Genomic DNA, 26,019 nt, shown 5'->3' with positions numbered 1-26,019 from the left:
GTTCAGGCCTTCACCAGATTGACGAAGATTTCCTCCAGCGAGCTCTGGCTCGATTGCAGGTCTTTGAAGTCGATGCCGTGCTCGTCCAGCTTGCGCAGCAGTTCGGCGATGCCGGTCTGCTGTTCGGCCTGGGCGTCGAAGGTGTAGATCAGTTCTTGCCCATCCGCCGACAGCTCCAGCCGCCACACGGCCAAGTCTTCCGGAATTGCCTGCAGCGGTCGCTGCAGATGCAAACGCAGCTGCTTCTTGCCGAGCTTGCTCATCAGCGCGTGCTTGTCTTCGACGAGGATGATCTCGCCCTTGCGGATCACGCCGATGCGGTCTGCCATTTCCTCGGCTTCCTCGATGTAGTGCGTGGTGAGGATGATGGTGACGCCGCTTTCGCGCAGGTTGCGCACCATGTCCCACATCTCGCGCCGCAATTCGACGTCGACGCCGGCGGTCGGCTCGTCGAGAAAGAGAATCTTCGGTTCGTGCGCCAGTGCCTTGGCGATCATCACGCGTCGTTTCATGCCGCCGGACAGAGCGAAGATCTTGGAATCCTTCTTGTCCCACAGCGACAGCGCGCGCAAGACCTTTTCGACATGCGCATGATCGGTCGGCTTGCCGAACACGCCGCGACTGAAATTGACGGTCGCCCATACCGTTTCGAATGCATCGGTCGACAGTTCCTGCGGCACCAGGCCGATGCGCGAACGCGCGGCGCGATATTCGGCGACGACGTCATGGCCATCGGCCAGCACATTGCCGCTGCTCGGATTGACGATGCCGCAGATGATGCTGATCAGCGTGGTCTTGCCCGCGCCGTTGGGGCCGAGCAGGGCGAAGATCTCGCCGCGGTTGATTTCCAGGTTCACGCCTTTCAGCGCCTGGAAGCCGGAGTCGTATTGCTTGGTGAGATTCCTGACGGAAATGATCGGCTGCAAGCCGTTCTCCTTGAGGTGATGTCGTATGGGAAATGCCCGATTGTATTGCGACTGGCCATTCCTTGCCGAGCGGCGATGATAAAGGCCCAATAAAAAAGGGACGCACGAGCGTCCCTTCGCATTTGCCTGCAGTCGTTCAGGCGAGAGCTTCTTCCTCTTCGCCGGACATGACGCGGTTCAGCTTGGCGCGATCCAGTTCGCCTTCCCATGCGGAAACAACCACGCAGGCGACGCCGTTGCCGACGATGTTGGTCAGCGCGCGGCATTCGCTCATGAAGCGGTCGATGCCGAGGATGATCACCATGCCGGCCACCGGCAGCGACGGCACCACGGCCAGCGTTGCCGCCAGCGTGATGAAGCCGGCGCCGGTGACGCCGCTGGCGCCTTTCGACGTCAGCATTGCCACGCCGAGGATGATGGCCTGCTGCTGCCAGGTCAGGTCGATGTTCAGCGCTTGCGCGATGAAGATCACGGCCATCGTCATGTAGATGTTGGTGCCGTCGAGGTTGAACGAATAGCCGGTCGGAATCACCAGGCCGACGACGGAGCGCGAACAACCGAGGCGCTCCATCTTTTCCATCAGTTGCGGCAATGCGGCTTCGGAAGAACTCGTGCCCAGCACGATCACGAGTTCTTCCTTGATGTAAGCAATGAAGCGGAAGATGTTGAAACCGGTCAGCCATGCAACGATGCCGAGCGCCACCGAGACGAAGATGATTGCCGTCAGGTAGAAGCAGCCGATCAGTTTCAGCAGCGGCAGCAGCGATGCCAGTCCGTACTTGCCGATGGTGAAGGCCATCGCGCCGAACGCACCGATCGGCGCGACCTTGGTGACGATGTGCACCATGCGGAAGAACACCTTGGAAATCTGGCCGATGAAATCGGTGACCATCTCACCCTTGCCGTGCAGCATCGACAGCGCGCTGCCGAACAGCAGCGCAGAGAACAGGATCTGCAGGATGTCGCCCTTGGCAAAGGCATCGGTGATGGTGTGCGGAATGATGTGTAGCAGGAATTCGGAAACGCTCTGTTCCTTCGCCTGCGCTGCATAGTTGACGATGCTCTTCGTATCGAGCGTAGCCGGATCGATGTTGAAGCCGTGGCCCGGCTGCAGCAGATGCGCGGCGAACAGGCCGATGATCAGCGCCAGCGTCGACATCACCTCGAAATAGATCAATGCCTTGCCGCCGACGCGGCCGACCTTGCGCAGATCCGCCATGCCGGCAATGCCGATGACGACGGTGCAGAAGATGATCGGGCCGATCAGCAGGCGGATCAGCTTGATGAAGCCGTCGCCCAGCGGCTTCATGTCCACGCCCAGCGACGGATAGTAATGGCCGAGCAGGATGCCGATGGCAACTGCGATCAAGACCTGCACATACAGAATCCGGTAAAAAGGTTTTCTCATTTCATCTCCTGTCAGACTCGCAGGATGCGAGCGGCGAGTCCATCGCCGTATTGAAAAACGAGGGCTAACGATAAGCCTGCGTCGATGAAGATGTCAGTACTATCCGGATGAAAAATTTGAGATCGTGCGCGAAATGCCACAGCGATCACGATTGCGATCGCTGCGTGTCAACCATATTGAAATGAGCGCGTTGTTCACTGTCGCGCGGCGTATCGGCGATGCGAAAAACAAGAAAAGCAAATGATCCAGGGCGATTCGGCAGCTTCGTTCATGCTGGATGATTGCGTAAAGAATCGGTGAAGGATTTCTTTGTTTTTCGTGAACATCGGCCTGCCATGAAGTAGCGTGACAGGCGAGGTCGTCAACATTGACCGCGCCCTCGACAGCCATCATCGGGTGACGTTCATCAAATGATTTCCGCACCGGCAAATCGTTCCGTCGTGCGTTTCCTGTCCTTCGTGTAATTTTTGCAAGATAACAATTCGTTGCAACCCGATCGTGCAATGCCTGTTAAAGTTGCGGCGCACACCAGATCTAACAGGGGTTCGCATTGCGGTTTTTCTCGACTATTTCCTCGGCCATCGTTGCATGGTCGGAACGCCCGACCGATATCAAGTTGCGCCAGGCTGCCGTTGTCGGCGGAATCGGCCTGATCGCCACGATCATTCTCGGCATTCTCTTTACTGCGCTGTTCATCGTTCCGAATCTGCCGCCGATCGACGCGCTGACCGATTACCGTCCCAAGATTCCGTTGCGCGTCTACACGGCCGACAATGTGCTGATCGGCGAGTACGGCGAAGAGCGCCGCGACTTCGTGCCGATCGCCGATGTGCCGGACAGCCTGAAGCACGCGATCATCGCGATCGAGGACAATAATTTCTACGAACACGGCGGCGTCGATTTCCTCGGCATCGTGCGCGCAGGATTGGCGAACCTGGTCCGCAGTCGTTCGCAGGGCGCGTCGACGATCACGATGCAGGTTGCGCGCACCTTCCTGCTGACGCGCAAGAAAACCTATACCCGCAAGCTGCAGGAAGTGCTGCTGTCCTACCAGATCGAGAACAACCTGACGAAGGACCAGATTCTCGAGCTGTACATGAACCAGATCTATCTGGGGCAGCGCGCCTACGGTTTCGGCAGTGCCGCGCGCATCTATTTCGGTAAATCGATCAAGGATCTGACGATCGCCGAATCGGCAATGCTGGCAGGCTTGCCGAAGGCGCCGGCCACGGCGAATCCGGTGGTCAATCCGAAACGCGCCACCGAACGCCAGCAATACATCCTGAAGCGCATGCATGAGCTGGGCTTCATCAACGATGCGCAATACAAGGAAGCCGCCGCCGAGAAGCTGCACGTGCTGGAAGACGGCAACCGCCTGAAGACGCATGCCGAATACGCGGCCGAATCGGTGCGCCAATACATGTATGCGCAATACAAGGATGAAACCTACACCAACGGCTTCTCCGTCTACACGACGCTGACCAAGGCCGATCAGGATGCAGCGTACGCGGCAGTGCGCCGCGGCGTGCTGGACTACGATCGCCGCCACGGCTATCGCGGCCCGGAAGCGCACATCGTGCTGCCGAAGGATGCCGAGGATCGTCAGGATGAAATCGAGGATACCTTGCTCAAGCACCCGGACAGCGACGATCTGCAAGCTGCCGTCGTGCTGGATGCGACGCCGAAACTGGTGCGCGCGGTATTGCTGTCCGGCGAGACGGTGGAAATCAACGGCAGCGGCCTGCGTTTTGCCGCGTCCGGCCTGTCTTCCAAGGCCTCCGAGCAGAAGAAGATCAAGCCAGGCTCGGTAATCCGCGTCGTGCAGAGCACGGTGCGTGGCAAGCAGACATGGGCCATCTCGCAATTGCCGGAAGTGGAAGCGGCACTGGTTTCGATCAACGGCCAGGACGGCTCGATCCGCGCGATGGTCGGCGGCTTCGATTTTGCGATGAACCAGTTCGACCACGTCACGCAGGCGTGGCGGCAGCCGGGTTCAACGATCAAGCCGTTCATCTATTCGGCGGCGCTGGAGCGCGGCTTCTCGCCGAGCACGCTGGTCTACGATGCGCAGTTCGCGCCGGGTGAAATGCCGCAGGAAAACGGCAAGACCTGGAATCCGGGCAACGACGACGATCAGTACGACGGTCCCATCCCGATGCGTACCGGCCTGAAGAAATCGAAGAACATGGTCGCGATCCGCGTGCTGCGCAAGATCACGCCGCCTTATGCGAAGGATCATCTGGCGCGCTTCGGCTTCGATCCGGAACGTCAGCCGGCCAACCTGACCTTGACGCTGGGCACCGGCTCGGTGACGCCGCTGCAGATGGCCGGCGCCTATGCGGTATTCGCCAACGGAGGCTTCAGACTGTCGCCATACCTGATCCAGAAGGTCGTCGATGCGCGCGGCAACGTGCTGCAGGAGGCCAATCATCCGCAGGCGGGCGACGAGACGGCGCGCGCGCTGTCGCCGCGCAATGCCTTCATCATGGATTCCATGCTGCGTGACGTCGTGCGTTCCGGCACCGGCTACGCCGCGAGCCAGCGCGTGGGACGCAGCGATCTGGCCGGCAAGACCGGTACTACCAACGATTCTCTGGATGGCTGGTTCGCCGGCTATGGCCGCAACATCGTCGCCGTCGCCTGGATGGGATTCGACAAGCCGCGCACGCTGGGCAGCAGGGAATTCGGCGCGACGCTGGCGCTGCCGATCTGGAGCGATTACATGCGTGTCGCCTTGCGCGGCATGCAGGAATTCGCCCCCATCGTGCCGCCGGGCGTGACGCAGGCTGACGGCGACTGGACTTACACCGAGTACGTAGGTAGCGACAATGCCGTGCATGCGCTGGATGTCGAGGAACAGAAGAGTTTCTGGGAGCGCTTGTTCTCGCCGTCGCCATCGCCGACGCCGGGCAATGCTCCGCCGAACACGGCACCGGTGCCGGGACCGAACGATCCGCCCGAGGATTTGTACAGGGGCTAGGATTGGCAAATAAAAAAGGCGGATAGATCCGCCTTTTTTATTGGTGCCTGAATTTTCTACTCATGCTTCCATTCGTGCGCCGAAAAAGTAGCGATAGAACTGCAACAATAGAAGCACAGCGATAAAAACGCAGCAATAGAAACGGCAGAAGCGGAAGGAGATGAAGAAACGGATCAGCTCGCCGTCGCCACCTGCCGCCGTCCCATTCCCTTGGCCTTGTACATCGCGCCGTCGGCATGGTGCAGCAATGCATCGCTGGTGACGCCGGAATCTGGATAGGCAGCGACGCCGATGCTGGCCGAGACGTGCAGTTCCAGTCCGTTGATCAGATAGGGAGCGGAAATGCTGTCGACCAGCTTTTCGCCGACCAGCACGCCATCCTCCATCGTCGCGCCGACCATCACGATGGCGAATTCGTCGCCGCCCAGGCGCGCCACCACGTCGGAGCTGCGGCTGCCGCCCTTGAGGCGCGCAGCGACATTGCACAGCAGCTTGTCGCCGGTTTCGTGGCCGTGGCGGTCGTTGACTGCCTTGAAGCCGTCCAGATCGATATATAAGATCGCCAGCGCCGTGTTGTTGCGCTCGCACAGCAGCAGCTGCTGGCTGACGATCTCGTTGAAGAGGGCGCGGTTCGCCAGTCCCGTCAGCGCATCGTGATTTGCCTGATGCTGCGCGCGATGCAGCATTTCCGATACCTTGACCAGCGATCTGCCGACTTCATCTGCTTCCCGCAAATGCAGCGGTGGCACGCTGACGACGTCGCCTGAGCCGAGCGCCAGCGCTGGACCGGTCAGCCCGCGAATCGATTCGGCGATGCGGCCGCCGATCAGCCAGGCGGCCGTGAGGCTGCTGGCGAGCAGCGCGATCGTGGCGAAGCTCAGCCAGAACAGCGTATTGTGCAGTTCGTCGGTAATGCTTTGCGTCGGAATGCCGATCGCCAGCGACCAGTTGGACAGCGACGAACGGCTGAATACCGTATGCACCTGTACGCCGTCGTACGTGGTGCTGATGAAGGTGTCTTCGCTGGCTGCGGCCATGCGTCGAATCATTTCTGGCGTGCCGGGCTTGCCGACGTATTGCTGCATGTCGCGGGTGCGCGCGATGATGTTGCCGTTGCCGTCGAAGATGGCGGCAATCCAGCCTTCCGGCAGCTTCTGCTGATGCAGCAGCTTCTCGAAACGTTCGGGGAAAATGCCTGCGTTCAGGCTGTAATCGACCTTGCCATTGCCTTGCAATGAAATCGGCACGCCGATCACCAGCAACGGTCTTTGGGTGACTTCGCCCACGAACAGATCGGAAATGACGGGCTGGCCGGTATCGAATACCGCCTCGATACCCTTGAAGCGGCTGCGCGACGGTAGCGGCGCGTCGAACGGGCGGCGCGTGTTGATGTACTGCTTGCCGCTGCGGTCGAGCAGCGCAATGTTGATGTCGCCCTGTTCGGACTGGATTTTCAACACGCTTTGCGCCTGCCGATACAAGGCGCGGTAATTTTTCGATGCAAGATAGGGCGAGGTGCCCAGCGCGATCAGCGACGATTCGATGCTCGTCATGTCGCGATCGACGACCGACACCATCGCGCGCGCCGTGCCCAGCAGGTTCGACAGCAGCAGTTCGCGCGTGCGCTGGTAATCGTGCCCGATCAGCACGACCGCCATCAGCGATGCCGGCAGCACGCATGCCGTAACGAGCAGTACGAGCTTGGAGCGGATGGACGGCACACGCTTGGACATGAGGTAATGGGAATCCGGCCTGTTCTGGACAACCGGCGATTCTATCGCAAGGAATTGCGACAAGTTACCGTCATTTGTCCGATGGGAATGTTATGGATTGTTAAAAGTTGCGAAAAAACCTTGTTGCACTTTCATCTTTCTGCGGCTTGCCAAGCAGCGTCGGATGGCGATAATACGAGGCCACGCCGGTATGCATTTAGAGCATGTAATTCCCGGCGTTTCATTTGTCCTGCTGAAACATGAAGACTCTGATCGAAATCTCCGGCTGTTTTCCCGCTCTGCGGGCGCTCGATGCGCGCCAGTTCGCCAATGCCATCGAACCACGGCTGATCGATATCCGCAGTCCCGCGACCGGACTTCAGATCGACTTGTTCGGCAAGGTGAGTCGTGTGGAAATCGCGGAACCGCGCGGACTGGTGATCGCGGAAATCGAGATCGACGATGGTTTCCTGCAAAAACACGGATTGACGAAGGCGCAGCTGGACGAAGTGCTTGCCGGCCGTATCAGCAAGCTGCGTCATCCGGCTACCGGCGTCATGCACCCGGTAACGGCGCAACTTGCCGCAACTTGAATCGAACCTTATTCGGCGGCGGACTTCGGATGTTGAACTTCGGAGGCCAGGTCCGGACGATCAAGTGCGAAGCAGAACTCGAAAACTGAAGTTGGAAACCCCGAAGTCAGGAAGATAATCAGCGTGCCTGTCTTGCTCTGCGGGGCGAACGGGGCGCTGCCAGATCCTTCAGGATGCGCATCTGCTGCGAGCGCGACAGACGCTCGACGAAGACCATGCCGTCCAGATGATCGATTTCATGCTGGATGCAGATCGCCAGCCAGCCGTCGGCGGATAATTCGAACGGCTTTCCATCCAGCCCCAATGCACGCACGCGCAGCCATGCGGCACGTTTCACTTTTTCGTAGACACCCGGAACGGACAGGCAGCCTTCCTCATAAGCCAGGCTGCCGCCGGCCTTGACGATTTCCGGATTGATCAGCGTCAGCAGCTGGTTTTTTCTTTCCGACACGTCGACCACGATCACGCGCACAGGCACGTCGACCTGCGTCGCTGCCAGACCGATGCCGCCGCCGGCGTACATGGTCTGCGCCATGTCGGTTGCCAGCGTGCGAATGGCGTCGTTCACATCCTGTACCGGCGCGGCCACTGCATGCAGGCGTTCGTCCGGATAGCGCAGCACGGCAAGCCGGGTCATCGAAAAATTCCTTTGATCATATGAATAGCTGTATCGATTGCGCGTGCATCATGCCAGCAGCTGCAACGGATGGAAAGCAGGCGTCTTCACGATAGAAGTTGATACGGCTGATTGCGCAGAACTCCGGACGTTAATGGCAGCCGCCGGCATGCGAGCCGAGATTCTTCGGCTCGACGGCATCGACGTCTTCCAGCCCCTGCAGGATGCCGCAATCCTCGGTCGACTGTACGCCATGGCAGCGGCTGCGCAATTCTTCCAGTTGTGTTTGCAGCACTTTCAGTTCTTCGATGCGGTGCGCGACATGGCCGATGTGTCTGTCCAGCAGCGTATTGACGCCGGCGCAATCCTGCTGCGGCCGGTCGCGGAAATCCAGCAGCGCGCGGATTTCATCCAGCGTCATATCCAGCGAACGGCAATGGCGGATGAACTGCAGGCGCTTGACGTGCATGTCGCCGTACAGTCGATAGTTGCCGGCCGAACGCGGCGGTTGCGGCAACAGCTTCTGCTGTTCGTAGTACCGGACCGTTTCGACTGAAGAGCCGGTGCGGCTGGCGAGTTCGCCGATTTTCATCAAATCCTGTGTCATGTGATTACCTGCGGGCAAGGGGGCGTCATGGGTATTCTTCATCGAATGCGTCATTGCATGATCGACGCTTGACTCTATAGTGGCTACAGAGTCTCTAATTGCACGAACGATGTCAAATCGACCGGCAAGGAGAAGAAATGAGCTGTTGCCATTCGGATAAACCCTGCGGAAGCGGCGCTCTGCCGCAAACCGCCATACCTGCGCCGCCGGCCGATGCCGCGAAGGCCGTACTGGTGATCCGCAAAATGGATTGCCCGACCGAGGAGAAGCTAATCCGCGATCGCTTCCAGAATGCATCGGGCATTCTCGGCCTGCAATTCAACCTGATGCAGCGCGAATTGACGGTGTGGCACAACCTGAATTCGGTCGACGGCATCGTGACAGGGCTGCAGAAGCTCGGCCTCGATCCAGTCGTCAAATCCGATTCGCTGGACATGACGCGCGCGGATGAACACGATCATCACGACCTGTCCGGCGATTACCGGATTCCGGCGCGTACCTGGGTGCTGATGGGCATTTCGGGCGTGACGGCCATCGCTTCCGAAGTCGTCGCATGGACCAGCGGCGATGAAACCTCATGGCCGGTGATCGCATTGGCATTGATCGCCATCCTGACCGGCGGCCTGGATACGCTGAAGAAGGGTTGGATCGCGTTGCGACATCTGTCGCTGAACATGAATTTCCTGATGTCGCTGGCTGTCATCGGCGCAGTCGCGATCGGCCAGTGGCCGGAAGCGGCAGTCGTGATCTTCCTGTTCGCTGCTGCGGAAATGATCGAGGCCTTGTCGCTGGACCGCGCGCGCAATGCGATCAAGGGCCTGATGGCGATGACGCCGGATACCGCCACCGTACAGGTCGATGGTGCATGGCAGCAGATTGCGGCGGCAGATGTCGCCATTGATGCGATCGTGCGCATGAAGCCGGGCGAGCGCGTACCGCTGGACGGCGTCATCGTCGATGGCAGCAGCACGGTGAACCAGGCGCCGATCACCGGTGAGAGCATGCCGGTCGAGAAGCGCGCGGGCGATGCCGTCTTTGCCGGCACCATTAACGAACACGGCTCTTTCGACTATCGCGTGACGGCCGTACAGGCCGAATCCACACTGTCACGCATCGTGCGCAGCGTGCAGCAGGTGCAGGGTGAGCGCGCGCCGACGCAGCGTTTCGTCGACCAGTTCGCGCGCTATTACATTCCGGTCGTCGTGGTGCTGGCGTTGCTGGTCGCGATCCTGCCGCCGCTGCTGATGTCGCAGCCGTTCCAGCCGTGGCTGTACCGCGCACTGGTGCTGCTGGTGATCGCCTGTCCGTGTGCGCTGGTGATCTCGACGCCGGTCACCATCGTCAGCGGTCTCGCCGCCGCTGCGCGGCGCGGCATCCTGATCAAGGGCGGCGTCTATCTGGAGCAGGGGCGCAAGCTGAAGGCGCTGGCGCTGGACAAGACTGGCACGATCACGTCGGGCAAACCCGTGGTGACGGACGTGATTGCGCTGGACGGAAATGCCGGTGATGAACAAACCTTGCTGCAACTGGCGGCCAGCCTTGCGCATCGTTCCGACCATCCGGTATCGCATGCCGTTGTCGTGCATTGGAGGGATGGCGCGCTGCGCGATGTGAGCGATTTCGAAGCATTGGCTGGGCGTGGCGTGAAGGGCGGCGTAAATGGCCGCATCTATCATCTCGGCAATCACCGATTGATGCACGAACTCGGTTTTTGCAACGCCGATCTGGAAGCGCGGCTCGATGCGCTGGAGCGCGGCGGCAAGACGGCCATCGTCCTAGCAGGCGACAAGCCGCTTCTGATTGTTGCCGTGGCCGACACCGTGCGCGAACACGGTGCCGCGGCGATTGCAGAGTTGCAGAAACTGGGCGTGGCCGTGACCATGCTGACCGGCGACAATCCGCATACTGCACAGGCAATCGCGGCGCAGGTCGGCATTGCCGATGCGCGCGGCAATCTACTGCCGGAAGACAAGCTGGTTGCGATCACCGAATTAGCGGCACGGCACGGTTACGTCGGCATGGTCGGCGACGGCATCAATGATGCACCGGCACTGGCGAAGGCCGACATCGGCTTTGCGATGGGTGCGGCCGGCACCGATACGGCGCTGGAAACGGCGGATGTTGCGCTGATGGATGACGAACTCGGCAAGCTGCCGGCCTTCATCCGCCTGAGCCGGCGCGCGCATGCAATTCTCGTGCAGAACATCACGATTGCGCTTGGCATCAAGCTGGTATTTCTTGCGCTCGCGCTGGCCGGCGAGGCAACGCTGTGGATGGCGGTGTTTGCCGATATGGGCGCGAGCCTGATCGTCGTCTTCAACGGCCTGCGCCTGCTGCGGCCGATGCGCGCCAATTGAACCGGCATTCCGGTGTTATGATCCATTCCGTGAAAAAACTGCTTCTCATTCTGTTGCTGGTTGCCGTGCCGTTCCAGTTCGCCTGGGGCGCGGCGGCCGTGTATTGCCAGCACGAGCAGGGGGCGGTCCAGCATTTCGGCCATCACGTGCATCAGCATCAGCAGCAGAATGCGAACGAATCGTCCGGCCACGCCGGCAAGCTGTCGCAGTTGCATCAGGATTGTGCCTACTGTCACGCGCTAAGTCCGGCTTCCATGCCTGTAATGGCGGCGACGCCGTCGATTCCTCCCGGTTCGATCCATGCCGAACCGCCTGTCGTTTCCTTTACTTCCCACATCCCCGACGGCCCGAGAGAGCCGGATCGTTTCGTCGCCTGATACGACGGAACGTCTTCCTTTCTTTTTCCCAGCCGTTCCGTCGCACTCCGGCCCGCCTTGAATAGCGGGCAGTTCCCTTGTTTTCCAGGAGAATGCGATGACCAGGTTTTTCCTGCTGCTGGCTGCGGCATGTCTGCCGCTGACTGCGCCGGCGCAGTCCTTTCGATCCATCGATGTGCCACCCGAAGCACAGTCCGCAATCCAGCACGATGTGCAGCGCAATACGTCGGCTGAATTATCGGCTGAAATATCGGCTGAACCGCAAACCGAACCGACCGGCTTGCTGACTCTGTCGCAGGCGCAGTCGCTGGCGATGGCGCACAACGCCACGCTGTCCGCTTCCCGCCATGAACGCGCCGCGGCCGACGGCGCCTACATGCAGGCCGATGTACTGCCCAATCCCGATGTATCGCTGCTGGTGGAAGATACGCGCCGCGACATGCGCACCACCACGTTGCTCGTGAATCAGCCGATCGAACTTGGCGGCAAACGCGCGGCACGCGTGGCTGCGGCTGATCGTGCGCGTGCCGCGGCCAATGCGGGAGTGCACGCCACCAGTGCGGCAACACGCGCGACGGTAACCGCCGCCTTCTATACGCTGCTGGCAGCCCAGGAGCAGCAGAAGCTGGCGGCAGAATCGGCCATGCTGGCGCAGCGCGTGGCGGACTCCGTCGCAAAACGCGTGAAGGCTGGCCGCGTTTCGCCGGTCGAGGAAACGCGTGCGCGCGTGGCGGAAGCCAATGTTCGTCTGGAACTGGAACGGGCCGACAGCGCATTGCTGATCGCACGGCGTCAACTGGCCGCGACCTGGGGCAGCAGGCTTGCGCGTTTCGATCGCGCGGAAGGCACCCTGATGCACCTGCCGGAACTGCCGGCGCAGAAAACGCTGGCCTTGCAATTGCAGCAATCGCCGACGCTGGAACAGGCGCGACAGGAAGTTGCACGCCGCGAAGCCGTGGCGCGCGTCGAGACGAGTCGCCGTACGCCGGACGTCACGCTCAGCGTCGGCGTCAAGCGCGACGAGGAGATGGGATTGAATCAGGCCGTGATCGGCGTTTCGATGCCGCTGCCTTTCTTCGATCGCAACCAGGGCAATGTGCTGCAAGCGCTGCGCCACGCCGATCAGGCACGCGATGAGCTGGTTGCTGCCGAAGTCCGGCTGAACGGCGAACTGTCGCAAGCTTGGCAGCAACTGGCAAACGCGCGCAGCGAGGCGCAAGCCTTGCGCGACGACATCCTGCCGGGCGCGCAAAGTGCCTATGACGCCGCGGGCAAGGGCTTCGCCTTCGGCAAGTTCGCATTTCTCGACGTGCTCGATGCGCAAAGAACGCTGCTGGAAGCGCGCTCACGCTATCTGCGCGTGCTGCTCGACGCGCATCTGGCTGCCGCCGAACTGACACGCCTGATCGGCGAGCCGGCCGTTGCCGGAATGAATACGCAGCCGTCTGCCCAATGACCGGATACCCATCATGATGATCAAACCAGAAAACAAGAAACAGGCATTTGCCATCCTCGCCATCCTCGTCATCGGAATCTTGCTGGGCTTGCTGATTCTGCTGAGCGGCGGTAATCCATCCGCGAATGCCGACGAGCATGACCATGCCGAAAGAGAAACGCATGTGCAAGCCGGCGAAGGCAAATCGCCGATTGCCGCTTTCGACGATGCAAAGATCAAGGCTGCCGGCATCGTGGTGGCGGAAGCGGGGCCTGTCACGATCCGCAATACCGTCAAGCTGCCGGGCGAGATCCGTTTCAACCAGGATCGCACCGCGCACGTCGTACCGCGCCTCGCGGCTGTCGTGCAGAGCGTGCCAGCCGATCTTGGCCAGCATGTGAAGAAAGGCGAGGTGCTGGCCGTGCTGGCGAGTACGCAGTTGTCCGAACAACGCAGCGAATTGCTGGCGGCCCAGCAGAGGCTGGCACTGGCCCGCAATCTCTACCGGCGCGAGAAGCAGCTGTGGGAAGAAAAGATATCGGCCGAGCAGGATTACCTGCAGGCGCAAACCACTTTGCAGGGCGCCGAAATCGCGGTGCAGAACGCACGGCAAAAACTCTCCGCGCTGGGCGTGGACAGCGATACGTCCAATGCCTATAACCGCTATGAATTGCGCGCGCCGTTCGACGGCACCATCGTCGAAAAACACCTGGCGCCAGGCGAAGCAGTGGCCGAGGATGCGAACGTCTTCACCATCTCCGATCTGGCGACGGTATGGGCCGAGATCGCTGTGCCGGCCAAGGATCTGAATATCGTCCGCGTCGGCGAAACGGTCACGGTGCGCGCGACCGCCTTCGATTCATTCGCGCAGGGGAAAGTTGCCTATGTCGGTTCGCTGCTGGGGCAGCAGACCCGTACCGCGCAGGCGCGCGTGACGCTGGCAAATCCTGATGGCGGCTGGCGGCCCGGCTTGTACGTCAACGTCGAAATCGCGACACAGGAAACGCAGGTGCCGGTCGCCGTGACGGTGGACGGCGTGCAGGAGATCGACGGCAGACGCGTCGTCTTCGTGCGCACTGCCGACGGCTTCGTGCCACAGCCGGTGAAGACCGGCCGCGATGACGGCCATCACATCGAAATCGTGGAAGGCTTGCAGGCCGGTACGCGATACGCGGCCGCGGGCAGCTTCGTCGTCAAGTCGGAACTGGGCAAGGCGCAAGCCGTGCACAGCCACTGACGGGAGGCGTCATGTTTGAACGACTGATACGTTTTGCAATCGACCAGCGCTGGCTGGTGCTGTGCCTGGTCGCGCTGATGGCTGCCGTTGGCATTTACCAGTACCAGAAACTGCCGATCGACGCGGTGCCGGATATTACCAACGTGCAGGTGCAGATCAATACGGCCGCGCCCGGCTATTCTCCACTGGAAACCGAACAGCGCGTCACGTTCCCGATCGAGACGGCGATGGCCGGCCTGCCGCATCTGGAGCAGACGCGCTCGACGTCGCGTTACGGCATCTCGCAGGTCACGGTGATTTTCGAGGACGGCACGGACATTTATTTCGTGCGCCAACTGGTCGGCGAACGCATGCAGCAGGTGCGCAGCGATCTGCCGCCCGACGTTGCGCCGGCGATGGGACCAATTTCGAGCGGCCTTGGTGAAATCTATCTGTGGACGGTCGAGACGGAAAAGGGGGCGAAGAAGGTCGACGGCACGCCGTACACGGCGGCCGATCTGCGCGAGATTCAGGACTGGATCATCAAGCCGCAGTTGCGCACCGTGCCAGGCGTCACCGAAATCAATACCATCGGCGGCGAAGCAAAGGAATACCAGGTGGCGCCATCGCCTGAGAAGCTGTCGTCGTACGGGCTGACGCTGCAGGACGTGATCGATGCGCTGCAGCGCAACAATGCTAACGTCGGCGCCGGCTACATCGAGCGGCGCGGCGAACAGCTGCTGGTGCGCGTGCCTGGGCAAGTGCGCTCGCTGGATGAAATCGGTTCCGTCATTCTCGGCAATGTCGGCGGCGTGCCGATTCGTGTGCGCGACATCGGCGAAGTCGGCTACGGACGTGAACTGCGCACCGGCGCGGCAACCGAGAACGGCCGCGAAGTGGTGCTCGGCACCGTCTTCATGCTGATCGGCGAGAACAGCCGGGCCGTCTCGCGCGCCGTCGATGCGCGTATGAAGGAGATCAACCGCAGTCTGCCGCCCGGCGTGAAGGCGGTGGCGGTCTACGACCGCACGGTACTAGTCGACAAGGCGATCGCCACCGTGAAGAAAAACCTGCTGGAAGGCGCGGCGCTGGTGATTGCGGTGCTGTTTGTCTTCCTCGGCAATTTCCGCGCGGCGCTGATCACGGCGATGGTGATTCCGCTATCCATGTTGTTCACGCTGACCGGCATGGCGCATTACCGCATCAGCGCCAACCTGATGAGCCTGGGCGCGCTGGACTTCGGCATCATCGTCGACGGCGCGGTCGTCATCGTCGAAAATTGCGTGCGGCGGCTCGCGCATGCGCAGGCGCTTGCTGGCCGCCAGTTGACGCGCGGCGAGCGCTTCCGCGAAGTATTCGCGGCGGCGCAGGAAGCGCGACGTCCGTTGATTTTCGGCCAGTTGATCATCATGGCGGTCTATCTGCCGATCTTCGCGCTGGCCGGAGTCGAAGGGCGGATGTTCCATCCGATGGCGGCAACCGTCGTGCTGGCTCTACTGGGCGCGATGATCCTGTCGATCACCTTCGTACCGGCTGCGGTTGCGCTGTTCGTGCGCGGTGGAGTCGAACGCGAACATGCATGGATGGCACGCTTGCGTGCCGCCTATGCACGCGTGCTGGGACGTGTGATGCGCAATGCGCCAGTGGTATTGACGTTCGCCGGCGTACTGGTTGTGCTGGCTGGCTTGTTGGCGACGCGTCTGGGCAGCGAATTCGTGCCGAGCTTGAACGAAGGCGATCTGTCGGTCCAGGCGCTGCGTGTGCCGGGCACCAGTCTGACGCAATCGCTGGCGATGCAGAAGCAGCTGGAAACCGCGCTGATGCAAAAGCATCCGGAAATCGAACGCGTCTTCGCACGCACCGGTACCGCAGAAATTGCATCCGACCTGATGCCGCCGAACATTTCGGACGCCTACATCATGCTGAAGCCGGAAGATCAATGGCCGAAGCCGCGCAAGACGCGCGACGAACTGATCGAAGCGATACGCGAAACGGCCGAATCGGTGCCGGGCAGCAATTACGAATTCTCGCAGCCGATCCAGTTGCGCTTCAATGAACTGATCTCCGGCGTGCGCAGCGATGTCGCCGTCAAACTGTTCGGCGACGACATGGATGTGCTGAACGGCACTGCCGAACGCATTGCGGATGTGCTGCGTTCGGTCGCGGGGGCATCCGAAGTCCAAGTTGAGCAGACCACCGGGCTGCCGATGCTGACGGTTTCCATCGATCGCGAAAAGGCAGCGCGTTACGGCCTGAACATCGCCGAGGTGCAGGCTACCGTGGCGACCGCCATCGGCGGTAGCCAGGCGGGCACGCTGTTCGACGGCGACCGCCGTTTTCCGATTGTCGTGCGCCTGCCGGAACGGCTGCGCGGCGATCTGGAAGCAATGCGCCGACTGCCGCTGGCGCTGCCGCGCGGCACGAACGACGGCAACGGGCAGGGCGGCTACATTCCGCTGTCCGAAGTGGCGGCGCTGGAGTTGGCGCCTGGGCCCAATCAGATCAGCCGCGAGGACGGCAAGCGCCGCATCGTCGTCAGCGCCAATGTGAACGGACGCGACATCGGCTCCTTCGTCGAACAGGCCCAACAGTCGATTGCAAACCGCGTGCCGATTCCGCCCGGCTACTGGCTGGCGTGGGGCGGGCAGTTCGAACAATTGCAGTCGGCCGCCGAACGCTTGCAGATCGTGGTGCCGGTGGTATTGGCGCTGGTCTTCATGCTGCTGTTCGCAATGTTCAGCAACGTGCGCGACGGGCTGGTCGTCTTCAGCGGGATTCCGTTCGCGCTGACCGGCGGTGTGCTGGCACTATGGTTGCGCGGTATTCCGCTGTCGATTTCGGCGGCGGTCGGTTTCATTGCGCTGTCCGGTGTCGCGGTGTTGAACGGGTTGGTGATGCTGTCGTTCATCCGCACACTACGCGAACAAGGGTACGCGCTCGGCGATGCGATACGCGAAGGGGCGGCAACGCGTCTGCGGCCGGTGCTGATGACGGCGCTGGTCGCGTCGCTCGGCTTTCTGCCGATGGCGCTGGCGACCGGCACCGGCGCCGAAGTGCAGCGTCCGCTGGCGACCGTCGTCATCGGCGGCATTCTGTCGTCCACCGCGCTGACATTGCTGGTGCTGCCCTTGCTATATCGGCTCGCGCATCGTTACATGAACGAAGGGGCGCCCTTACCAGCGACGCGACATCTCCCGGGGCTGAGCGAGCATTCAGGAAACCAGGGGCCTGCAGACTTGCCGGGTTAGCGCATTTCTTTCCTTGCAACAGAAACTTTATCGGATCATCTTTGCGGCGCGTTTGGCGCCGCTTTTTTTTACCTGTGCCTTACGTGTTGCCTTGCCATTGCATGCGAACTGCAAACCACGAATTGCCACATAGAGGCTTTTTCAATACAATGCAAACGATAATTATTCTCATTATTGGCGCTGTCGCTCAATTTCCCCCTTGACGGCAGCAGCGGCAGGCAATGCAGTTCATCCGTCGGTACGGAACAATGAAAGAAGAATCGCTCTACAAACTTGGCGTGGCAGCACGCGCAACGGCGGCCATTGGCGGCGGCTATGCGGTCGCTGCGCTGTCCACCGCCGTGCTGGCACTGGTACTACCGCTGGCAAAAGCGGATGCCGTACTGACAGCGACAATGCTGTCGTTCACGGTCTATACCTGCGCGACGATCTGGGTCTTCGCTGCGAAGACGGCATGGCGCGCCTGGGCCGGTCTCGCCGCACCCGCGGCCATGTTGGGCCTGTTATTGCTGGCATTGCGGAGCGGAGCATGAAGGAAGGATTCCGCCAGTCGATGGCATGGCTGCACACCTGGTCCGGGTTGCTGGTGTGCTGGATATTGTTCCTGGTATTCGCCGCCGGCACTTCGTCCTATTATCGTGACGAGATTTCCCTGTGGATGAAACCGGAGCTGCAGGCTGCGACGGCATCGCCGGTCGGCAATGTGCAGGCTGCGCAGAATGCCGTACGTGCATTGCAGCAGCAGGCGCCGGATGCGACACGCTGGTTCATTTCGCTGCCGGACGACCGCACGACGACGATGCGCATCGGCTGGATTCCACGACCCGTGCCGGGCGAAAAGCCGGCGCGCTTCCAGAGCATGCTGGTCGATCCGGCCACCGGCGCCGCAATGCCATCGGTACGCGAAACGCGCGGCGGCGAATTCCTCTATCGCCTGCATTTCGATCTGCATTACATGCCGGCACGCTGGGCGCGCTGGATCGTCGGCTTCTGCGCGATGTTCATGCTGGTGGCCATTGTCACCGGCGTCATTACACACAAGCGCATCTTCAAGGATTTCTTCACGTTCCGTCCGAAGAAGGGCCAGCGGTCATGGCTCGATGCACATAATGCGGTCGGCGTGCTGGCCTTGCCGTATCACCTGATGATCACCTACACGGGATTGATCACGCTGATGTTCATGTACATGCCGAGCGGCGTAGACGCAACTTACAAGGGCGACCAGCAGGCATTCTTTGCCGACGTCTTCCCGACCGCGCAGAGAGGGCCGGCAGCAGGCCGTCCGATGGCGCTCGCGCCGATTGCGCCGATCGTGGAGCAGGCGGAGCAGCAGTGGAAGGGTTCTGCCGCCTCGATCACCATCAATCACCCGGGCGACGCCAATGCGACGGTTTCGATCACGCGTCAGTACTACAAGCATCTGTCCTATTTGCGTCCGTCGATGCAGTTCAACGGCACCACCGGCGCGCCGATCGCATCGCATGGCGACTCGGCCAGCGGTGCAGCGGAAACGCGTGGCGTGCTGTACGGCCTGCACATGGCGCATTTCTCGGATCCGCTGCTGCGTTTCCTGTTCTTCCTGTGCGGACTGGCGGGTTGCGCGATGGTTGCCACCGGCGCCTTGCTGTGGGCCGTGAAGAAACGGCAGGGGCAGGCGAAAGCGCTCGCCGCCGGCGCGCGTCCTACTTTCGGTCTGCGGCTGGTGGAAGGCATGAACATCGGTGTGATTGCCGGTCTGCCGATCGCCTTCGCAGCCTATTTCTGGGCGAACCGGCTGCTGCCGGTCGGACTGGAAAATCGTATCGATATCGAGGTGCGCTGCTTCTTCATCGCCTGGGCCGTCGCACTGGCCTGCGCGCATATACGGCCGACACGCCGCATGTGGCAATGGCTGCTGGCATTCGGCGGATTCCTGTTCATGTCGCTGCCGGTGCTGAATGCATTCACCACCGATCTGCATTTGGGCGTGACGCTGCTGCACGGTCCTGCGGTATTGGCCGGCTTCGACCTGATGGCGCTGTTGCTGGGCAGCGGCTTTGCGTATGCGGCGTGGCGGCTGAAGGGCGGCAAGCCCAATGTGCAGAAGAAGCCGCTGAAGAAACCGGCAGCCGATGAAAAACTGATGCCGGAGGCGACATGACTGCCTTCATCGGATTCGCGACCGGCTTGATGCTGGCCTGTTGCGGCTGGACTGCACTCAGTCTGGCCATGGATCGCCACTATTCGGATATCCACGGCCGCGGCAAGGAACCGAGCATGGCTGCGCGCCGCTTGTTTCGCGCAATGGGAACGCTGGCTCTGCTGGCGGCTTTCGCCATCTGCGTGGTGCTGGAAGGCTGGACCATCGGCCCTGTACTGTGTCTCGGCACGCTGACAGCTGCAGCGCTGATATTGGTGCTGCTGCTCAGTTATGCACCGCACCGCGTCGTCACCGGCGGTAAGGTCGCGGCGGTTGCCTCGCTGCTGCTGGGCGCCGGTTGGTTGCTTGCATAATTTCCCTAATACCTGAAAGGCGTCGCGGATCAGGCGTTATGGCGCGGTGCGACGATGCCCATCATCACCGCCTTGCTGATCGCATGGCGCGTGCCGTAGACGCCGAGCTTGGACGACACGCTGCGCAGGTGGAAATAGACGGTGCGCTGCGAGATGCCGAGGATCATGCCGATTTCTGCACTTGTCTTGCCGTTGGCGCTCCAGCCCAGGCACTCGACTTCGCGTTCCGATAGCGTGGAAGCGGAGCGTGTTTTGTCGACGATGCTCTTGCCGCACGTTTGCTGACGCAGCAAATGTTCCGCCGACTGATGCGTATAGGACGCCATCATCAATAAATCCGCTTGTTCAGCCATCGACGCAGTTGCAGGTTTCTCGCGATAGAAATCGATACGGCTGACTGCCTGCGAACTGCGGCTGCAGATGCTGATGCCGCCATGAATGCCCGCGTTCAACAGTTCATCGTAGAGGCGGCTGTTTCCCTTGATGCACATCTGCTCGATCGTCCAGTCGATAGGCACATTGGTACAGTTTGCATGAATGGAATTCGGATCGCGACGACTTGCGGAACTTTCCCGGAAAAAAACATCAAATGAACGTTCCAGCGTGCCGTGCGCGTGATTGAGGATCTTGCCGTCGGCTTGCGTGAAGAGAATGAATTGCATGAATCGGCAATAGCCGAAGCGCGGTAGCACGCGCTTGAGCGAGCGGGTGAGGTCGGCCCAGCGCTTGGCCTTGGAAATTTCGGCGATCTCGACATCGGACAGACGAGCACCGGAATCATTGCGTGCCATGATCAGTCCTGTTGGTATGCCGAAAACCGGTCGTTTCCCGTGGAATTTGCAATCATTTTAAAGAACCTGGACGTTCCGACGGGAAATTTTCTGCGTCGATTATCGTAAGGTTGTCAGATCATATACATCCCATATTCATGGGAATTGCCCCTCGGGCAAACCGACTTTTTATCCCAGAAAGCAGGAGAGAGCACCTGTCATTTTTGACAGGTGACGTCCTACAGTACGAGCCCGTATAACTTCACCTGTTTCGGCAGGGGAACTTTCATGACGGCAAGAGATACGGCTCGGTTGGCGACAGAAAAGCGCACGCATCGCTGTCCGTCTGCCTGCCCATCGCCGACGGGAGGCGCATGATCAAGGCAGCGCTTACCCATCTCGCCAGTCAGCTGAACCAGTCGCTCAAACGCGAATACAGCTTGGCCGAGGATATCGTCGTTGTCTCCAACATCGTCGAGCCGAACGGCAGCGTCGCTCCCAACGTCAGCAATAAGCTAGTCATGCTGCTGGCGAACATCGAAAAAGATACGGTGCCGCAGCATCAATCCAATCTGAGCGGCAGCGGGCGCATCGCCGTCGGCGCACAGCCGCTGTTCCTCAATCTCTACGTGATGGTCGCCGCCAATTTCAACGGCACCAGCTATCCCGAAGCGCTGAAGCTGATTTCCAGCGCCATCACTTTCTTCCAGCGGCAGCCGGTGTTCGATCAACAGTCAACGCCTGACCTCGATCCGCGTATCGAACGCCTGATCCTCGATCTGGAAAACCTGAAGGTCCAGGATCTCAACAACGTCTGGGGTCTGTTGAGCGGAAAATACCTGCCGTCGGTGTTCTACAAGGTACGCATGATCACGATCGACAGCGGCACAGCCGTCGGTCAGGTAGCGCTGATGCGTGAGCCGCGCATTGTGGCGCATCACGAGTAGGCAAGGAGCACGACATGGGGAATTATGTGCCGCTGTTCCGACTCGTTGTCAAACACGATTTCTTTGCCGATGGCATTTGCCGCCATCTCGATTTCATTCCTACCGGGCAGACGTCGCGCATCGCCAGCAATGCCGGCCTGCTGATTCGCGGTACGGACGATGGCCTTGGCGTTTTTTGCGACGAAGACAAGTTGCAGGAATTGCGCAGCGACGATAGTGCGGCAGACATCGTTCTTCCTTTCGTGGCCTGCAGCACCGATTCTCATTTTATCCAGTACACGGCCGCGCCATTTTTCGGCACATCGCAAGTGCTTGTCTTCGATAGCCGCCGCGCCTTGCGTGACGAAGATGGCTGCGCCCGCCTGCATGCGGCGGAATATGTGGGCGACTGCGATCTGCAGGATGTGACTTCGCCTGAACTGGCGGACATCGTCGCCCGTTCGGCCTTGCTGGCACGGCCCGCCTTCATCGTCACCTTGGCTATCGGTGAGGATGAACTGCGCGGCGTCTCCGACTATATCCTGCGCTTCGCCTCGCGCAGCAGCTACTGGAAGTACTACGTGGATGCGGAAATGTCATCGCGCGAACTGGCGATCGTCGATCTGGACGGCAGGGAAAACTTCGCGCTGACCGGCCGCGAACGCCTGCGCGGGCGGTCGTCGCACGTATTCCGTTCCGGTGCGGCGATTCCGATGCAGGAGCGTCACACCCAGCGGTTTCAATTGAAGGAACGCGGCACCTTCGGTGAAAAAGTCGTCATCAAGCGCCTGCCCAATGCATCGGTCAAACGCATCGGGATGGAAACGATCGATGGCAAGGCAGCACTGGTTTCGGAAATGTATATCGGCTAGTCAGTTCAAACTTGAGGAGGTTGTATGGGGCAATACAAGACGCCTGGCGTCTACATCGTTGAAAAGAACGCATTCCCGAATTCCGTGGTCGAGGTCGCGACCGCGGTGCCGGCTTTCGTCGGCTATACCGAGATGGCGGACAACAAGGGGACCTCGCTGTTGAACAAGCCGTGGCGCATCTCGTCCATGGCCGAGTTCCACAGCTATTACGGCTACGCGCCGCACGCGCAGTTCACGATCGCGCCAAAGAGCGACAAGAGCGACAAGGATTTCGATCTCGTCACGCCGAACTCCAATCCGAAGGAAGTCAAGCCGTACATGCTGACGCAGGATACCGGCAAATACCTGCTGTACTACAGCATGATGCTGTTCTTCCAGAACGGCGGCGGACCGTGCTACATCGTTTCCGTCGGCAGCTACGCGGACGACATCGATGCGGACAAGCTGACTGCCGGCGTCGACCTGCTGAAAAAGGAGCAGGAACCGACGATGGTCGTGATCCCGGAAGCCATGCTGCTCGACAAGGACAACTGCACGTCGGTGCAACAGGCGATGCTGCGCCATTGCGGCGAGACGATGCGCAACCGTTTTGCGATCCTCGACATCCACGACGGCTACAAGGAACGCACCGATCCGTCCGGCGACTGCATCAACGAATTCCGCGATGCGCTGGGCATCAACAACCTCGACTTTGGCGCTGCCTACTATCCGTGGGTCAACACGACCATCGTGCAGGAACGTTCGCTCGGCTACGAAAACATCACGAACCTGCCGGACCTGCAGGCGCTGCTGAAGACCGAACTGCAGTTCGCCGATGCGCTGACCGACGACGACAAGAAGGACCCGAAACGCGTGGCCGCCTTCAACGCGATCGCGGATATCGGCAATGCCTGGGACAAGGACACATCGCTGACGCCGGATGCCGTCGCGACGAAGAAAATCTTCCTGAACAAGACGCTGGTCGCGATCAGCCCGGTGTTCAACGTCATTCTCGACGTCATCAAGCGCCGCCTGAACCTGCTGCCGCCGGCCGCCGCCATGGCCGGCGTCTACACGGCGACCGACAATCAGCGCGGCGTGTGGAAGGCGCCGGCCAACGTCAGCCTGAATTCGGTGACGTCGCCGACCGTCAACATCACGCACGCCGAGCAGGAAGACCTGAACGTGACGACCGCCGGCAAGTCGATCAACGCGATCCGCACCTTCATCGGCGAAGGCACGCTGGTCTGGGGCGCACGCACGCTGGACGGCAACAGCCTCGACTGGCGCTACATCAACGTGCGTCGCACGATGATCATGCTGGAAGAGTCGATCAAGCTGGCATCGAAAGCCTATGTGTTCGAGCCGAACGTGGCCAATACCTGGGTCACGATCAAGGGCATGATCCGCAACTTCCTGACCGGCATCTGGAAGCGCGGCGGCCTGGCCGGTGCCAGCCCGGACGATGCGTTCGCCGTGTTCGTCGGCCTCGGCGAGACGATGACGCCGGAAGACATCCTCGAAGGCATGCTGCGCGTGACCGTGCTGGTCGCCATCAGCCGTCCGGCCGAATTCATCGAGATCACCTTCCAGCAGCAGATGCAGAAGTCCTGATCCGCTTATTCCATTCGATCAAAACTATTCAGACAGAGGTAAGTAATGGCAGACGACGGTTCGAAACAATCCACCAGTGTATGGCCGATGCCGAAGTTCTACTTCCAGGTGAAGTGGGACTCGCAGGTCATGTCCTTCCAGGAAGTGACCGGGCTGGATATCCAGTCCGAAGAGATCAAGTATCGCCACGGCGACAGCCCGGAATTCTCGGTCATCAAGATGCCGGGCCTGAAGAAGGTCGGCAACGTCACGATGAAGAAGGGCGTCTTCAAGGGCGACAACAAGTTCTGGGACTGGTTCAACCAGATCAAGATGAACACGATCAAGCGCGTGCCGGTCACGATCAGCCTGCTCGACGAAACCGGTGCACCGACGATGGTGTGGACGCTGGCGAACGCGTGGCCGACCAAGATCACCGGCACCGACCTGAAGGCGGAAGGCAACGAAGTCGCGATCGAAACCATCGAGGTCGTCCACGAAGGCCTGACCATCGCCAACGGCTGATGCCGTTTTCCGGAGTAGAACGCCATGCCGGACGCCAACGCGCTGGTCGGGAAGGGCGGCTATCCGCCGTCCGCCTTCTATTTCAAGGTGGTGTTTTCCGCCACGATGGGAATGTCCGACACCTCCTTCCAGGAAGTGTCGGGCATCACATCGGAACTGGAAACCGAAACCGTCACCGAAGGCGGCGAGAACCGCTATCAGCTGCAGCTGCCAAAAGCCGTCAAGCATCCGCTGCTGGAACTGAAGCGCGGCATCGCGTCGGCCACATCGCCGCTGGTGATCTGGTGCCGTTCCGTGTTCGAAATGGATTTCGCCGTGCCCATCGTGCCGATGCCGATCGCGGTCTATCTGATGGACGAAAACCAGATTCCCATCAGGGCATGGACCTTCGCCAACGCCTTTCCCGTCAAGTGGGAAGTGGAAGGCTTCGGCTCGACCAAGAATGAAATCGCGATCGAGAAGATCGCGTTGAGCTACACCTATTCCAACCGGCTTATTTGAATCTGTCGCCATGTCCATCGAAATCCGGCAACTGCTGATCAAGTCCAACGTCGTGCAGCGCTGCGCCACCGGCGGCGAGGGCGGCGGCGATTCCGACGAGCAGCGCGCGGAAATGCACGAAGACATCCTCGCGCAATGCCGCGAGCTGGTGCTGGACATCCTCGCGCAGCGAGGAGAGCGCTGATGGCGGGATTGAGCCTGGGGCTGAAGAAGAAACTGACCATTTCCGCCTGCACGGTGGACGAGGCCGGCAATATCGCAGTCGACAATTCGCAGACGGCATTCGAGGTATTGATCAATCCGTCCAGCTACAAGCACCAGCGCGCGATCGAGTACAACAAGAAAAAGACGATCGGACAGGCCGGCGCCACGCCGCGCTTCAACGGCATGTGCCCGGAAAAGGTGACGCTGCAGGACATCATTCTCGACGGCACCGGCGTCGTCTCGCTGATCGGCCTGAGCGACGTCAAGACGATGGTCGACAACCTGATGACCGTCATCTACAAGTACGTCGGCAAGAGCCACGAGCCGAACTATGTGCGCCTGCTATGGGGCAGCCTGATCTTCTTCTGCCGTGCCGAATCGATCAGCGTCGACTACACATTGTTCAAGCCAAGCGGCGCACCGTTGCGCGCCAAGGTGCAGATCACCTTCGTCGGCTGGATGAGCGAACAGGAAGCGATGCTGAAGGCCAATCCGTCTTCGCCGGACCTGACGCATCTGGTCGAGGTGAAGGCCGGCGACACGCTGCCGCTGCTGTGCTATCGCATCTACAAGGACAGCGGCTACTACCCGCAGGTGGCGCGCATCAACGGCATCAGCAATTTCCGCGACCTGCGTCCGGGAACGGTGCTGCGCTTCCCGCCGCTGGCGTAACCGGAGAGT

At 60.6% G+C, this 26,019-nt stretch carries 23 protein-coding genes; 17 read left to right on the top strand and 6 right to left on the bottom strand.

The window, feature by feature from the left end:
* Positions 1-2 precede the first annotated feature (2 nt).
* Together ACO1VH_RS00500 and ACO1VH_RS00495 are read right to left on the bottom strand one after the other, a co-directional pair.
* Positions 3-926: an ABC transporter ATP-binding protein gene (locus ACO1VH_RS00500; RefSeq protein WP_486241557.1), complete on the bottom strand. Its 924-nt coding sequence runs from the start codon at positions 924-926 to the stop codon at positions 3-5.
* Between the two features lie 136 nt (positions 927-1,062).
* Positions 1,063-2,334 (bottom strand): dicarboxylate/amino acid:cation symporter, encoded by a 1,272-nt coding sequence (locus ACO1VH_RS00495; RefSeq protein WP_486241555.1) that lies wholly within the window; start codon positions 2,332-2,334, stop codon positions 1,063-1,065.
* Between the two features lie 610 nt (positions 2,335-2,944).
* On the opposite strand from ACO1VH_RS00495, the gene ACO1VH_RS00490 reads away from it, so the two are divergent.
* On the top strand, positions 2,945-5,314 hold the full coding sequence (locus tag ACO1VH_RS00490) for a penicillin-binding protein 1A (protein WP_486242795.1): 2,370 nt from the start codon (positions 2,945-2,947) through the stop codon (positions 5,312-5,314).
* A gap of 173 nt (positions 5,315-5,487) precedes the next feature.
* Here ACO1VH_RS00490 and ACO1VH_RS00485 read toward each other — a convergent pair whose 3' ends face one another.
* Positions 5,488-7,047 (bottom strand): diguanylate cyclase, encoded by a 1,560-nt coding sequence (locus ACO1VH_RS00485; RefSeq protein ID WP_486241553.1) that lies wholly within the window; start codon positions 7,045-7,047, stop codon positions 5,488-5,490.
* A gap of 239 nt (positions 7,048-7,286) precedes the next feature.
* Here ACO1VH_RS00485 and ACO1VH_RS00480 point away from each other — a divergent pair, with 239 nt between their 5' ends.
* On the top strand, positions 7,287-7,619 hold the full coding sequence (locus ACO1VH_RS00480; RefSeq protein WP_486241551.1) for a hypothetical protein: 333 nt from the start codon (positions 7,287-7,289) through the stop codon (positions 7,617-7,619).
* 118 nt (positions 7,620-7,737) lie between these two features.
* Here the strand turns inward: ACO1VH_RS00480 and def are convergent, their stop codons facing one another.
* The gene (gene def / locus ACO1VH_RS00475) at positions 7,738-8,256 is read right to left on the bottom strand and encodes a peptide deformylase (RefSeq protein ID WP_486241549.1); all 519 of its coding nucleotides are present in this window, start codon (positions 8,254-8,256) and stop codon (positions 7,738-7,740) included.
* A gap of 130 nt (positions 8,257-8,386) precedes the next feature.
* Positions 8,387-8,842 carry a Cd(II)/Pb(II)-responsive transcriptional regulator gene (gene cadR, locus ACO1VH_RS00470; RefSeq protein WP_486241547.1) on the bottom strand — a complete coding sequence of 152 codons (456 nt, stop codon included), beginning with the start codon at positions 8,840-8,842 and terminating at the stop codon, positions 8,387-8,389.
* 137 nt (positions 8,843-8,979) lie between these two features.
* Here cadR and ACO1VH_RS00465 point away from each other — a divergent pair, with 137 nt between their 5' ends.
* The 8 genes from ACO1VH_RS00465 to ACO1VH_RS00430 all read left to right on the top strand — a co-directional run bounded on the left by ACO1VH_RS00465 (position 8,980) and on the right by ACO1VH_RS00430 (position 19,968).
* Positions 8,980-11,199: a heavy metal translocating P-type ATPase gene (locus tag ACO1VH_RS00465; RefSeq protein WP_486241545.1), complete on the top strand. Its 2,220-nt coding sequence runs from the start codon at positions 8,980-8,982 to the stop codon at positions 11,197-11,199.
* A 29-nt stretch (positions 11,200-11,228) separates the two neighbouring features.
* On the top strand, positions 11,229-11,576 hold the full coding sequence (locus ACO1VH_RS00460; RefSeq protein WP_486241543.1) for a DUF2946 family protein: 348 nt from the start codon (positions 11,229-11,231) through the stop codon (positions 11,574-11,576).
* A 97-nt stretch (positions 11,577-11,673) separates the two neighbouring features.
* Complete coding sequence (locus tag ACO1VH_RS00455) at positions 11,674-13,032, top strand: TolC family protein (RefSeq protein ID WP_486241541.1); 1,359 nt, start codon at positions 11,674-11,676, stop codon at positions 13,030-13,032.
* 13 nt (positions 13,033-13,045) lie between these two features.
* Positions 13,046-14,248, top strand: a complete 1,203-nt coding sequence (locus ACO1VH_RS00450; RefSeq protein WP_486241539.1) for an efflux RND transporter periplasmic adaptor subunit — start codon at positions 13,046-13,048, stop codon at positions 14,246-14,248.
* An 11-nt stretch (positions 14,249-14,259) separates the two neighbouring features.
* Positions 14,260-17,475 carry an efflux RND transporter permease subunit gene (locus ACO1VH_RS00445; RefSeq protein ID WP_486241537.1) on the top strand — a complete coding sequence of 1,072 codons (3,216 nt, stop codon included), beginning with the start codon at positions 14,260-14,262 and terminating at the stop codon, positions 17,473-17,475.
* A gap of 248 nt (positions 17,476-17,723) precedes the next feature.
* The gene (locus ACO1VH_RS00440; protein WP_486241535.1) at positions 17,724-18,008 is read left to right on the top strand and encodes a DUF3649 domain-containing protein; all 285 of its coding nucleotides are present in this window, start codon (positions 17,724-17,726) and stop codon (positions 18,006-18,008) included.
* On the top strand, positions 18,005-19,615 hold the full coding sequence (locus ACO1VH_RS00435) for a PepSY-associated TM helix domain-containing protein (RefSeq protein ID WP_486241533.1): 1,611 nt from the start codon (positions 18,005-18,007) through the stop codon (positions 19,613-19,615). Before ACO1VH_RS00440 ends, ACO1VH_RS00435 begins: the two co-directional genes overlap by 4 nt.
* Positions 19,612-19,968, top strand: a complete 357-nt coding sequence (locus ACO1VH_RS00430) for a DUF3325 domain-containing protein (RefSeq protein WP_486241531.1) — start codon at positions 19,612-19,614, stop codon at positions 19,966-19,968. Before ACO1VH_RS00435 ends, ACO1VH_RS00430 begins: the two co-directional genes overlap by 4 nt.
* A gap of 29 nt (positions 19,969-19,997) precedes the next feature.
* Here ACO1VH_RS00430 and ACO1VH_RS00425 read toward each other — a convergent pair whose 3' ends face one another.
* Positions 19,998-20,759: a helix-turn-helix transcriptional regulator gene (locus tag ACO1VH_RS00425; protein ID WP_486241529.1), complete on the bottom strand. Its 762-nt coding sequence runs from the start codon at positions 20,757-20,759 to the stop codon at positions 19,998-20,000.
* 353 nt (positions 20,760-21,112) lie between these two features.
* On the opposite strand from ACO1VH_RS00425, the gene ACO1VH_RS00420 reads away from it, so the two are divergent.
* The 7 genes from ACO1VH_RS00420 to ACO1VH_RS00390 are packed head-to-tail and all read left to right on the top strand — an operon-like array spanning position 21,113 to position 26,010.
* Entirely contained in the window at positions 21,113-21,685 is a 573-nt protein-coding gene (locus ACO1VH_RS00420; RefSeq protein ID WP_486241527.1) for a Pvc16 family protein, read from the top strand.
* A 14-nt stretch (positions 21,686-21,699) separates the two neighbouring features.
* Positions 21,700-22,536 (top strand): hypothetical protein, encoded by an 837-nt coding sequence (locus tag ACO1VH_RS00415; protein WP_486241525.1) that lies wholly within the window; start codon positions 21,700-21,702, stop codon positions 22,534-22,536.
* 24 nt (positions 22,537-22,560) lie between these two features.
* Positions 22,561-24,129, top strand: a complete 1,569-nt coding sequence (locus tag ACO1VH_RS00410; RefSeq protein ID WP_486241523.1) for a phage tail sheath family protein — start codon at positions 22,561-22,563, stop codon at positions 24,127-24,129.
* A 45-nt stretch (positions 24,130-24,174) separates the two neighbouring features.
* Positions 24,175-24,633, top strand: coding sequence for a phage tail protein (locus ACO1VH_RS00405; RefSeq protein ID WP_486241521.1), 459 nt, complete (start codon positions 24,175-24,177; stop codon positions 24,631-24,633).
* Between the two features lie 24 nt (positions 24,634-24,657).
* On the top strand, positions 24,658-25,134 hold the full coding sequence (locus ACO1VH_RS00400) for a phage tail protein (protein WP_486241518.1): 477 nt from the start codon (positions 24,658-24,660) through the stop codon (positions 25,132-25,134).
* A 10-nt stretch (positions 25,135-25,144) separates the two neighbouring features.
* Entirely contained in the window at positions 25,145-25,318 is a 174-nt protein-coding gene (locus ACO1VH_RS00395) for a DUF5908 family protein (protein ID WP_188418923.1), read from the top strand.
* Positions 25,318-26,010 (top strand): CIS tube protein, encoded by a 693-nt coding sequence (locus tag ACO1VH_RS00390; RefSeq protein WP_486241516.1) that lies wholly within the window; start codon positions 25,318-25,320, stop codon positions 26,008-26,010. Before ACO1VH_RS00395 ends, ACO1VH_RS00390 begins: the two co-directional genes overlap by 1 nt.
* Positions 26,011-26,019: the final 9 nt, after the last annotated feature.

This window comes from Oxalicibacterium sp. (assembly GCF_057353965.1).
Note: the sequence above shows the minus strand (reverse complement) of the source record. Positions and strands in the feature narration are given on the sequence as shown.